Origin of the sequence: Natronomonas aquatica, assembly GCF_024449025.1 — an archaeon.
In the GTDB taxonomy this organism is placed as follows: Archaea; Halobacteriota; Halobacteria; order Halobacteriales; family Haloarculaceae; genus Natronomonas; species Natronomonas aquatica.
On record NZ_JAHLKM010000044.1, the window covers coordinates 1 to 12083 of the forward strand.

The window sequence follows — 12083 nt, forward strand, 5'->3', positions numbered from 1 at the left end:
CCAGGGTGATGTCGTCCAGCCGACCCATTATGCAGAAATACGATTGCTATAGTAAATACTTTCGCACGACCGTATGACGGCTCCTAGAGATACGAGCGTATCCTCCCTTTACCGTAATAGAAGAGTGTTCGGCGTTCTGTCCGAGCTAGAAGCCCACGCTCTGTTGGCCCTTCAATCCGAGGAACTCTCGGACCTGATCCGGAGAGGCGGGCTCTCGACCCGCAATCTCCCACACTAGCCGTTTTGCTTTTTCGACCTGCTCCGCATTACTCTCCGCAAGGCGTCCCCGTTCTAGATAGAGGTTATCCTCCAGGCCAACGCGGACGTTACCGCCCATCGCGGATGCTTGGGTTCCGAGGGGGAACTGGTTTCGACCGGCGCCGACGACACTCCACGAGAAGTCGTCGCCGAACAGTTTGTTCGCTGTCGTTACCATGTGGTTCAGGTTATCCTGATCGGCACCGATCCCACCGTGGATCCCCATCACGAATTGGATGTGGATCGGAGGTTCCAGGTGGCCACGTTCGAGGAAATGCTTCGCATTATAGAGGTGACCCACATCGTAACATTCGAGTTCCGGAACGGTGCCGTTCTCATCGAACAGTTCGAACGCTTTTTCGAGTGACTCGAACGTGTTCGGGAATATATGATCCCGTGTTTCTTCGAGATAACTCTCTTCCCACTCGTACTGGAATTCCTCGACAGCGTCTGTGATCTGATACAATCCAAAGTTCATACTCCCCATGTTGCACGATGCCATCTCCGGTTCGAGTTCGGGGACGACGCTCATCCGTTCTTCGACGGACTGGTTCATACCGCCGCCCGTCGTCGGTTGGATTATCGCGTCCGTCTCGGATTTGATACCGGAGGCAACCTCCCGGAAAAGCTCGAGGTCGCTTGTGGGTTCTCCGGTCTCCGGGTCACGGACGTGGATATGTATAATACTCGCCCCCGCCTCAGCCGCGGTAATGCCTTCCTGGATTAACTCCTCAGGCGTTATCGGCAAGTGATCTGAGAGAGACGGCGTATGAATGGCTCCGGTAAGTGCACAACTGATAACAACGTTGCTTAATGATCTTGCCATAGCGAATCGGTACTTCAGCTATATCAAAAAGCTTTGGTTCGATAGTGTTCGTGCGATCTCTTAAAATCACCGTAGACAAGACTCGATCGATTGGGTAGTTCACTCGTTCGTGACAGGATCCGATCCGTCCGGCGAACGATCCGCTCCTCACGTCCGTTCCTCGCAGAATCGCATGGGTCCGGGCGGAGTCGAACCACCGATCTCGGCCTTGTAAGGGCCGCGTCATAACCAACTAGACCACGGACCCGACGTTCGGGTGGAGCGGTCCGGGGCGCATAACCCTTACTCTCTGGGACGGAACGCTTACACGCTATCGGCGCTTCAACGCCGACGATGGACTCCCGGTGGATCGGCTACGCCGCCGTCGCGCTCGCGGCTCTCGGTGCGGTCGCCCTGCTCGCGTTTTCGACGGGTGCGATCGCCCCCCTGCTGGGCGATGGGTACGATCCGAACGCTGTGGATCCCGAGGGTCCGGACGACGGAAATGAGAGTGACACCCCGTCCGCCCACTCGGACTACGAACACACGACCGTCATCGCCCGGGACGGTGAGACGGGCGCGGAACTCGGCCGCCTCCAGGCGGCCATCGCCGACACCCGATCGAAGCGCTACCTCGGGTTGAGCGCGACCGAGGAACTCCCCGAGGACCGGGGAATGCTCTTCGTTCACGACGAACCGGGCGAGTACACCTACGTGATGCGGGAGATGTCATTCGGGATCGATATCGTCTTCGTGGCGGCCGACGGGACGATCACGACGATCCACGAGGCGCCGGCGCCGGGGTCGAACGAGGACGGAAACACCCAACGCTATCCCGGCGAGGGGCAGTACGTCCTGGAGGTGAACAGGGGATGGACCACAGAGCGTGGCGTCGAGGTCGGCGACGAATTCGAGTTCGAACTGTAGCTATGGACGAACGCGGTGGCGGTCGCTCCGGAGCGGCGTCGATCGATCGGAGACGGGTCGGTACCCGCGAAATTAATCCTGCATCCGCTTGAACTGGTCGATCAGCGCTTCCGCAGAGTCCCCCGAATCGTACTCGACCGTTCCCTCGTAACTCGTCCGCTCGTCGTTGAAGGCTGCGTCGACGGTCGAGGCTTTCTTTTCGCGGCGCTCGTGTTCGTCCTCGTCATAGGCACCCATTGACATGGTATGGTAAGGCTTGAGGAGGATTCATTATGAATGTATCGGGAAAAGCGACCCCGCTGCCCTCGCCTCCAGGCGCCTGCCCCTGCCAGTGAGCGGGAACGCAACCGGTAAACGGCCGGACGCATAAAAACGAACGTGGCAGGTCCGCTTCGATTTCGGCGTACGGCGGGGACGTGGACGCGGGATCGAGTCCGCAGTCAACTCCTCGCACCGCTGGATGACTCGTTCGGCGCGACGCTCGAAGAGCCGTGGTTCTCGGTGGCCGATGACCGCTATGACGCCGTCCGCTTCGAGATGGACAACGGCGATCTGGCGCTGTTCTGTTTCCGTCCCGGGCGGGCCTACTGGCTCGGCAATACCGAGACGCCGGAGCCGCTGTGGCGGACCGACAAGGAGACGTTCGCCGAGGCACCCTACGCCGTCACCCGGTGGGCCGAGCGGGAACTCACCGCCCGACTGGAGATGACCGACCCGTGGCTCGCCGAGTTCCAGTACGTCTCGTGGTTCTTCCTCCCCGTCTTCTTCTCGAAGGACGGCCGGAACACGACCCGTCGCTTCTTCGCCGAGGACGCGGCCGGCTTCCCGGACGCGACCCCGGAGGCGGGGCTGGGCTTTTATGAGTCGCTTTTGCGGACGGGTGTGCTGGACGGGAACCGCTATACGATGGCCTCGAAGCTCGGTACCTCCCCGGGATACGATCTCACGCGGATGCGCGCGACGATGTCAGAGTTCAGCGTCGCGAAACTGCTCGCCGACGCCGGACTCGCGTTCGAGCCGGAGGTCGAGCAGGAAAGCGGGCACGCGCTCGATTTCGCCGTCGGCGACCGCCTCGTCGAGGTCACCCGCCCGGAGCCGCCGGCCCGACGCTCCCACGCCGATCACCCGGTCGCCGCCGTCCGGGAGACCGGCGGCGCGAAACGGACGGACCAGCTAGCCGAACACCCGAACGCGGTCCTCTTCGTCGACTGTACTTCCTTCAGTGACGCCGAGTGGGCGGCCGTTACCGGCGAGATGCCGGGCGTCGGCCACGAGCCGACCGTCGTTTTCCGGGCCCGTCCGGACGGCCGGATCGAGGGCTACCGGTACGGTCGAGTTCCGTTCGATCTCGACGGCGCGATCACCTACGTCTGAGCTCCCCCGTCGACGCCGAGTCGGAACGGCTAACAGCCAGCCGTACACACTGGGCCACAATGAGACTGCCCGAAACGCAACTCGCGCTGCTCGAAGCCGCCAGCGCGACGGAGACGAAAACGGTTGCCCAGCTCGCCGAAGAGCTCGGCGAGGACCCCGCGGCCGTCACGCGGGCGGCCTTCGAGCTCGCCGAGGAGGGGCTGCTCGCGGTCGAGGAACACGTCGCCGAGACGGTGACGCTCACCGAGGAGGGACGGCGGTACCGCGAGGGAGGCCTGCCGGAACTCCGGCTCCGTACGGCCGCCGCCGAGGCGGGCGCGGACGGATCGGCCGTCGAGATGGGACAACTGATCGGCGACGCCGAACTGGACGGCCCCGAAGTCGACATCGCGCTGTCGAACTTCGCCCGGAAGGGGTACGGCGAGATCGACGGCGGCGCGGTCACGCTCGCCGACGATCCGACGTACGATCCCGACGCCGACCCCGAAGCCGAGGCGCTCGAGGCCGTCGCCAACGACGAGGCGGGGTACCTCGATAGCGGCGTTCTCGATCGGCTCGAATCGCGCGGTCTCCTCGAGCGGACCGAAACGACCGTCCGGAGCGTCACGCTGACCGACGAGGGGGTCACGGCGCTCATGGAGGGCGTCGAGGCCGCCGAGACGGTCGGGGCGATCACGCCCGAACTGCTCACTTCCGGCGAGTGGACCGACGTCGAGTTCGCCGAGTACAACGTCGAGGCCGACGCCGAAACGACCTACGGCGGCAAAGAGCACATCCTCCGCCGGACCGCAAACCGCGTGAAGGACGTCCTCGTCGGGATGGGCTTTCGGGAGATGGAGGGTCCCCACGCCGACGCCGATTTCTGGATCAACGACTGTCTGTTCATGCCCCAGGACCATCCGGCCCGGACCCACTGGGACCGGTTCGCCATGGACGTGCCGCCGATGGAGGATCTCCCCGAGGACCTCGTCGAACGCGTCGAGGACGCCCACCGCAACGGCGTCGGCCCCGACGGCGACGGCTATCACTCCCCGTGGGACGAGGGATTCGCTCGCGCGGTCGCACTCCGGGGACACACGACCTCGCTTTCGATGCGGTATCTCTCCGGGCACGCGGTCGGCGACCTCGAACCCCCACAGCGGTACTTCAGCGTCCAGAAGGTCTACCGAAACGACACCCTCGATCCGACGCATCTGCTCGAGTTCTTCCAGATCGAGGGATGGGTGATGGCCGAGGAGCTGTCCGTCCGGGATCTGATGGGTACCTTCACCGAGTTCTACGAGCAGTTCGGGATCACGGATCTCGAGTTCAAACCGCACTACAACCCCTACACTGAGCCGAGCTTCGAGCTGTTCGGGAAACACCCCGAGACGGGCGAGTTAATCGAGATCGGCAACTCCGGAATCTTCCGCGAGGAGGTACTTTCCCCGCTTGGCGTCGAGTGTGACGTGATGGCGTGGGGGCTCGCCCTCGAACGGCTCTTGATGCTCATGTACGGCTTCGAGGACATCCGGGACGTCCACGGGACGCTGTGTGATCTGGACCTGCTGCGGAACGTGGAGGTGGTGTACTGATGCCCGTCGTCGACGTCGACCCCGAGGAACTCAGGACGCTCGCCGGCGCCGAGGACAAAAGCGACGAGGAGCTGAAATCGGACCTGTTCGCGCTCGGGTTGGAGTTCGAGGGCGAGACCGACGACGGCGAGTTCGAACTCGAGTTCGCCCCCGACCGTCTCGATCGGCTCTCCGTCGAGGGGATCGCCCGCTCGCTGCGGTACCAGTACGGCCACGACCGGGGGGTCTATATCCCCGACACCAACGACGCCGAGTGGGCCATCGAGGTCGACGAGTCGGTCCCCGACGAGCGCCCCTACGTGACGGGGGCGATCGTTCGCGGGCTGGATCTCGACGAGCGCCGGCTGGAGTCGCTCATCCAACTCCAGGAGAAACTGCACGCGACGATGGGGCGGGACCGGGCGAAGGGCGCCATCGGCGTCCACGATCTGGCGATGCTGAAAGGCGGATCGCCCGGGAACGACACCGAAAACAACGGTCCCCAGAAGACGATCACCTACCGGGGTGTCGACCCCGATGGCGATCGGTTCGTCCCCCTCGACGACGACGCCGACCGGACCCCGGCGGAGGTCCTCGAGACGCATCCGGTCGGCGAGACCTACGGCGACCTCGTCACGGACCTCGATCGATACCCTGCGATCTACGACGACATCGGGCTCTTTTCGTTCCCGCCGGTCATCAACGGCAAGCGGACCGAGGTCGACGAGGGCTCCCGCGATCTGCTCATCGAGATGACGGGAACCGACCAGTGGACGATCGATCGGATGCTCACCATCGTCTGTTACGCTCTCGACGCCCGGGGCGGTCAGATAGAGGCCGTCGACGTCCGGTACCCCGACGGGACGGTCAGGCGGCCCGATCTCTCGACGGACACGAAGCGGCTCGAACACGAACGGATCGAGACGACCCTGGGGGTCGATCTCGCCGGCACCGAGGTGATCGACCTGCTCGAACGGGCCGGCCTCGACGCCGAACCCGAGGGGGAACCGGGACGGGACGAGACTTCCCGGGCGGACGCCGTCGACACCGACGTCGAGATCGAATCCGTCCCGAAACGGACGGGTTCACCCGACACCGCCCCCGGCGGCTCGACGGACGCTCCCGCTGGGACCGACGAGGGCCCCGTCTACGAGGTCGAGATCCCGCCGTACCGGGTCGACGTGCTCCACCCGATGGACCTGATCGACGACGTCGGCCGGGCCCACGGGTTCAACGATCTGGAGCCGCGGTACCCGGACGTCTCGACAGTCGGGGGCCGCCACGAGGGCTCCCGGCTGGAGGATGCGGCCCGCGATGCCCTGGTCGGGCTCGGGTTCGAGGACCTGTTGAACTTCCATCTGACGAGCGAGGCCGAACTCTTCGATCGGATGTCGCTTTCGCCCGACGACGACACGCTCGGGGGGCTCGAGCCGCCGACGATCACCGAACCCTACAGCGAGGCCTACACCGTCGTCCGGACGTGGGCCTTGCCGTCGCTGCTGTCGGTCTTGGAGAACAACACCCACCGGGCGTACCCGCAGGATCTGGCCGAAATCGGACTCGTGGCGGCCGTCGACGAAAGCGAGCCGACCGGCGTTGCCGAACACCGCTCGGTTGCGGGCGTGCTCGCCCGGACGGACGCCTCCTACGAGGACGCCAAGGCCCGGGTCGCGGCGATCGCGCGCGCGTTCGGTGTCGAACTCGAGACGCCGCCGACCGACCACCCCTCCTTCGTCGCGGGGCGGACAGCCGAGATCGTCCTCGACGGCGAGCCGGTCGGTGTCATCGGCGAGCTACATCCCCGCGTGCTCGTCGAACGCGATCTGGAGCTTCCGGTCGCCGCCTTCGAGTTCCGGCTGGAGGGGCTGGCGGACTGACCGGCCGACGAGCCTCGCAAAACGGAGCTTTCACTCGAGATCGACGCCGACGGCTTCCTCGATCGAGTCGAACCCGTCCCGCTCTAATAGCTCGAGCAGGCCGCGGTTGATGTCGCGGGCGACCGTGGGGCCCTCGTAGACGAGGGCGGTATACAACTGGACCAGGCTGGCGCCGTTGCGGATCTTCTCGTAGGCGCCCGCCGCGTCGGAGACCCCGCCGACGCCGACGACCGGCTTGTCCGTCCGTTCGGCGATGAACCGGACCATCCCCGTCGCCTCGTCTTCGATCGGCTTCCCGGAGAGGCCGCCCTCCTCGTCGGCGTGGTCGCCGCGGAGCGTGTCGGGTCGGTCGGTCGTCGTGTTCGTCGCGATGACGCCGTCGAGATCGAGGGCCTCGACGACCTCGAGGGCCTCGGCGATCGCCGCCTCGGTGAGATCCGGCGAGAGTTTGACCAAAAGCGGCTCGGCGCCGGCGTCTTTGAGCGTTCCGAGGATCGACTCCAACCTGTCTCGCTGCTGAAGTTCCCGGAGCCCTGGAGTGTTCGGCGAGGAGACGTTGACGACGAAGTAATCGCCGCCCCCTTCGACGCGTTCGAAGGTATACAGGTAGTCGGATTCGGCCTCGTCGTTGGGCGTGGACTTGGACTTCCCGATATTGACGCCGATCGGCACCCGGGGATCCAAGGCGTCGAGCCGTTCGCCGACGACGTCGGCGCCGTCGTTGTTGAATCCCATGCGGTTTACGAGCGCCTCGTCCCGGGGGAGTCTGAATAGCCGGGGACGGGGGTTGCCGGCCTGCGGTTCGGCGGTCACGCCGCCGATCTCGATGTGGCCGAAGCCGAGCGCCGCCAGGGCGTTCGGGACCTCGGCGTTCTTGTCGAAGCCCGCGGCGACGCCGACCGGGTTCCGGAACGTCTGCTCGAAGACCTCGGTTCGGAGCCGGGCGTCGACGACAGTACACGCGTCGGCGACGAGGCGCTCGGCCGGCGTCGACTGGACGGCCTCGAGGGCCCGATGGCCGATCCCGTGGGCCGTCTCGGCGTCGAAACCGAACGCGAGCGGCTTGAGGAAATCGTAGAGGTCCATTACCGGAGTGGGTCCGTCGATAGGGTTAAACGCCGCGGTTTCGCCGCGATCGGGTACGGATACGACGAAACAGTACCGCTGACAGTATCAGAAGTCGTGTTCGACGTCCTCGGAGTCGGCCTTCTGGATGATTATCTTCCCGTCCCTGACGCGGACGAACACCTCGTCGCCGATCTCCATTCCGGCGACGGCGAGTTCGTCCTCGTGGAGGTTCACGTGGACGTTGTGGTATTCACCGTCGTCGTCTTTTGCCCCACTGGGGCTGAGCTTCTTCTTTCGCACCATCGCGTTGTGTTGGGTCGTTCACCACACGAGATACATAAGTGTACCGTGCGAGTCACGTCGTCGGAGCGCGCGCGAGCCGAATCCGGCCGTTCTGAGAGATTCGAAACGGCGGATCTCTGCGACCTGTGGTCGATTTCCCGATGCAAGCGACGGGGTATTTATAAGCGATTGCCGGCATCACGCCGGTTCGGGGGATATATTTATAATAATCTATGTGCAGAACTCACACGGAGGAGAGAAACCATGGCACGTGACGACGACAAGCGAAACTTCGCGCTCCGGGAGAACGGCGACGACGAGACGAGTGTCTTCTCGGGACGGACGCCCCGACAGGCGGCGCTGAAAGCCGCCCGGCGGCTCGAGGCGGCCGACAGTGAGGACGGTGCCGACGAGACCGAACTACGGCTCCGCGAGAAAGGAACCAAGAAAGTCCACATCTATGAGGGCTGGGCGTGGGAGGAGGAAGCCCCCGAGGACAGTCCCGACTGGATGCCCAAAGAGATCACCGAGGCAAACGTCTCGAAACAGGGTATCGAACACCTCGAGGATATCTGACCGCCCCCGCAGGTCCGCGACCGGAACGGCTATCCGGCCGCCACCGTTACCGCCGGCGCGCGGCAACTCACACGGACCCGACCGTGCGTACACGCGCGTGGGATGACGGATCCGACTTCCAACCGCGCAACACCTTCGGCCCGCGGGTAGTAGCCCGTATGTCGAGCGTTCCGATCAGTTCGCTACGGCCGGGAAGTAACCTCTCCCGGGAGTCAGTCCTCGATCGAAACCCCGTATTCTTCCGTGTGTTCGGCCGCCCCTGTTGCCGAGAGTTCTCAAAAGTAACTGTTCGTTGACATACTCCCGTTCCGGATCTGCACGGTGCGCGCACGAGACAACGCAGCACGGCGTTTCCGCCCTCGGAGATGGACTGTTCCCTGCTCTCGTGTTGCTTTCTCACACGGGCCGATCGGCATGAAACCGCGTGACGTGGCGGGTTCACTTCGACGGGCTTAATACGTCCTCGCCCCTCGAATCGGAGTGCGAAGAACGCGGGACGGTCCTCCGGGCCGTCTCGTCTCGACGCCGTCCCACATGGGGTGTCGGAGGTCTGCCCGGAACGTCGCCGGCTCGGTCGGCACAGTCCGGAAGAACTTCGATGTGCTTAAGTGTGATACGGTGTTCGTATTGAAATACGATGGTCGGTGCGGAATCACCTTCCGGCGCCGACCTAACTCCGATGCGCTTAAGTGGAACAGGGCACTCGGATTGAAATACGACGGTCGAACCGAACTCAGTTCGGTTCGCTCCGATCCGACGGCCTTATACATACGAGGCTGTTGGTGGAAGACACGACGTGGTCGGAGGCAGTTCGAACCTGTCTCCGCTCGCGGACCCGGCGATTTCCGGTGGGTTTATACCCACTCAGAGAATATAATCAGGTCCGAAGGAAATGAGGATTCCACCCCTGCGGTCCGCCGTATAGATGGGATCTGATGTTAGCCTTGGCAGTTCGGTGACACTCGGTCGGTCCGATTGTCATCGAACGCCGATAGACATTGATGGAAACACACCCTTTGGGTGTGTTCCCGCCAAACCCTCCCCGAGCTGGGTAACAAGTTCGGGGAACACATTCCGGTTGATCCTGCCGGAGGCCATTGCTATCGGTGTCCGATTTAGCCATGCGAGTTGCACGTTTAACGTAGCAAACTGCTCAGTAACACGTGGCCAAACTGCCCTATGGATCGGGATAACCTCGGGAAACTGAGGCTAATCCCGAATAGCACATCCATCCTGGAACTGGAGGCTGTGTGAAACGCTCCGGCGCCATAGGATGTGGCTGCGGCCGATTAGGTAGACGGTGGGGTAACGGCCCACCGTGCCGATAATCGGTACGGGTCATGAGAGTGAGAGCCCGGAGACGGACTCTGAGACACGAGTCCGGGCCCTACGGGGCGCAGCAGGCGCGAAACCTTTACACTGCACGACAGTGCGATAGGGGGACACCGAGTGCGAGGGCATAGAGCCCTCGCTTTTGTAGACCGTAAGGAGGTCCACGAATAAGGGCTGGGCAAGACCGGTGCCAGCCGCCGCGGTAACACCGGCAGCCCGAGTGATGGCCGATATTATTGGGCCTAAAGCGTCCGTAGCTGGCCGCACAAGTCCGTCGGGAAATCCACTCGCTTAACGAGTGGGCGTCCGGCGGAAACTGTGCGGCTTGGGACCGGAAGATCCGAGGGGTACGTCCGGGGTAGGAGTGAAATCCCGTAATCCTGGACGGACCACCGATGGCGAAAGCACCTCGGAAGGACGGATCCGACAGTGAGGGACGAAAGCTAGGGTCTCGAACCGGATTAGATACCCGGGTAGTCCTAGCCGTAAACGATGCTCGCTAGGTGTGGCGCAGGCTACGAGCCTGCGCTGTGCCGTAGGGAAGCCGTGAAGCGAGCCGCCTGGGAAGTACGTCTGCAAGGATGAAACTTAAAGGAATTGGCGGGGGAGCACTACAACCGGAGGAGCCTGCGGTTTAATTGGACTCAACGCCGGACATCTCACCAGCTCCGACAGCAGTAATGACAGTCAGGTTGATGACCTTACTCGACGCTGCTGAGAGGAGGTGCATGGCCGCCGTCAGCTCGTACCGTGAGGCGTCCTGTTAAGTCAGGCAACGAGCGAGACCCGCACCTCTAGTTGCCAGCAGCATCTCGCGATGGCTGGGTACACTAGGGGGACTGCCGTCGCCAAGACGGAGGAAGGAACGGGCAACGGTAGGTCAGTATGCCCCGAATGAGCTGGGCGACACGCGGGCTACAATGGTCGAGACAATGGGATGCGACACCGAGAGGTGGAGCTAATCTCCTAAACTCGATCGTAGTTCGGATTGCGGGCTGAAACCCGCCCGCATGAAGCTGGATTCGGTAGTAATCGCGTGTCAGAAGCGCGCGGTGAATACGTCCCTGCTCCTTGCACACACCGCCCGTCAAAGCACCCGAGTGGGGTCCGGATGAGGCCTGGTTCCCAGGTCGAATCTGGGCTCCGCAAGGGGGCTTAAGTCGTAACAAGGTAGCCGTAGGGGAATCTGCGGCTGGATCACCTCCTAACGATCGGGACTGAGGCATCGTCCTCAGCCCACCTTTGGCGATCTATCGGCTTCGATGCGCGACCGACCGAGCACCTTTGAACTGCCAAGGCTAACGGCCGGGCCCATAGCTCAGCGGTAGAGTGCTTCCTTTGCAAGGAGGATGCCCTGGGTTCGAATCCCAGTGGGTCCATCTCACGTGCCCGATCCGAACCGTGTCCCTTAAGTGGGAACCGCGGTACGGTTCGGGTACGCAGAACCGATGCACCACTCCGTGCAAGCGCGAGTGGGAAGGGTGGACACAGACCAGCAGTCGACTGGTCTGTGAATGAGACCGTGTGTACGTGCGATCCAGACGCTCACTGGACCCGTTTCATCGGGTTTATGAGCGATCTATCATTACCGTGGCTACTGTGCCATCTGGTGAATAGCTCGGCTCAAGCGCCGACGAAGGACGTGCCAAGCTGCGATAAGCCTCAGGGAGCCGCACGGAGGCGAAGAACTGAGGATCTCCTAATGGGAATCCCCACCGCAATTGCTTCGCGCAATGGGGAACGCCCCGGATTGAAACATCTTAGTAGGGGCAGGAAAAGAAAGCGAATGCGATGTCGTTAGTAACCGCGAGTGAACGCGACACAGTCCAAACCGAAGCCTTCGGGCAATGTGGTGTTCGGACTGGCTCTCATCGGGCGAACGGTTTCGAGAAGTCTCCTGGAACGGAGCGTGATACAGGGTGACAACCCCGTATCGGAACCAACTAACCCGTGCGTCAGCTCCAGAGTATCGGGGATTGGAAATTCCTCGTGAATCCGGCAGACATCGTCTGCCAAGACTAAATACGTCCT

At 63.0% G+C, this 12083-nt stretch carries 9 protein-coding genes, 2 tRNA genes and 2 rRNA genes (1 of these 13 running past the window's edge); 8 read left to right on the forward strand and 5 right to left on the reverse strand.

Going from position 1 to position 12083, the window contains the following annotated elements:
• Positions 1-145 precede the first annotated feature (145 nt).
• Together kce and KM295_RS15810 are read right to left on the reverse strand one after the other, a co-directional pair.
• Positions 146-1084, reverse strand: a complete 939-nt coding sequence (gene kce, locus KM295_RS15805) for a 3,5-dioxohexanoate:acetyl-CoA acetone transferase (RefSeq protein ID WP_256031136.1) — start codon at positions 1082-1084, stop codon at positions 146-148.
• A gap of 173 nt (positions 1085-1257) precedes the next feature.
• A tRNA-Val gene (locus KM295_RS15810) sits at positions 1258-1331 on the reverse strand.
• An 86-nt stretch (positions 1332-1417) separates the two neighbouring features.
• On the opposite strand from KM295_RS15810, the gene KM295_RS15815 reads away from it, so the two are divergent.
• Positions 1418-1990 carry a DUF192 domain-containing protein gene (locus KM295_RS15815; protein WP_256031138.1) on the forward strand — a complete coding sequence of 191 codons (573 nt, stop codon included), beginning with the start codon at positions 1418-1420 and terminating at the stop codon, positions 1988-1990.
• Between the two features lie 72 nt (positions 1991-2062).
• On the opposite strand, the gene KM295_RS15820 is transcribed toward KM295_RS15815, so the two are convergent.
• On the reverse strand, positions 2063-2233 hold the full coding sequence (locus KM295_RS15820) for a DUF5786 family protein (protein WP_256031139.1): 171 nt from the start codon (positions 2231-2233) through the stop codon (positions 2063-2065).
• Positions 2234-2368: 135 nt separating this feature from the next.
• Between KM295_RS15820 and KM295_RS15825 the strand changes: the two genes are divergently transcribed.
• The 3 genes from KM295_RS15825 to KM295_RS15835 are packed head-to-tail and all read left to right on the forward strand — an operon-like array spanning position 2369 to position 6794.
• Entirely contained in the window at positions 2369-3364 is a 996-nt protein-coding gene (locus KM295_RS15825; protein ID WP_256031140.1) for a DUF5784 family protein, read from the forward strand.
• Between the two features lie 59 nt (positions 3365-3423).
• Positions 3424-4938, forward strand: coding sequence for a phenylalanine--tRNA ligase subunit alpha (gene pheS, locus KM295_RS15830; protein ID WP_256031141.1), 1515 nt, complete (start codon positions 3424-3426; stop codon positions 4936-4938).
• The gene (locus KM295_RS15835) at positions 4938-6794 is read left to right on the forward strand and encodes a phenylalanine--tRNA ligase beta subunit-related protein (RefSeq protein ID WP_256031142.1); all 1857 of its coding nucleotides are present in this window, start codon (positions 4938-4940) and stop codon (positions 6792-6794) included. The genes pheS and KM295_RS15835 overlap by 1 nt, the downstream gene beginning before the upstream one ends.
• A gap of 30 nt (positions 6795-6824) precedes the next feature.
• Here the strand turns inward: KM295_RS15835 and KM295_RS15840 are convergent, their stop codons facing one another.
• Both KM295_RS15840 and KM295_RS15845 read right to left on the reverse strand, forming a co-directional pair.
• Positions 6825-7880, reverse strand: coding sequence for a quinone-dependent dihydroorotate dehydrogenase (locus KM295_RS15840; protein WP_256031143.1), 1056 nt, complete (start codon positions 7878-7880; stop codon positions 6825-6827).
• Between the two features lie 87 nt (positions 7881-7967).
• Positions 7968-8165, reverse strand: coding sequence for a hypothetical protein (locus KM295_RS15845; RefSeq protein ID WP_256031145.1), 198 nt, complete (start codon positions 8163-8165; stop codon positions 7968-7970).
• 243 nt (positions 8166-8408) lie between these two features.
• Between KM295_RS15845 and KM295_RS15850 the strand changes: the two genes are divergently transcribed.
• The 4 genes from KM295_RS15850 to KM295_RS15865 form a co-directional block, all read left to right on the forward strand.
• A complete protein-coding gene (locus KM295_RS15850) occupies positions 8409-8720 on the forward strand; it encodes a non-histone chromosomal MC1 family protein (protein ID WP_256031146.1) in 312 nt (103 codons plus the stop codon).
• Positions 8721-9791: 1071 nt separating this feature from the next.
• A 16S ribosomal RNA gene (locus tag KM295_RS15855) occupies positions 9792-11258 on the forward strand.
• A 101-nt stretch (positions 11259-11359) separates the two neighbouring features.
• Positions 11360-11431: transfer RNA gene (locus tag KM295_RS15860), tRNA-Ala, on the forward strand.
• Positions 11432-11637: 206 nt separating this feature from the next.
• Positions 11638-12083, forward strand: a 23S ribosomal RNA gene (locus KM295_RS15865); its annotated part runs 2277 nt beyond the window's last position; the annotation flags it as partial.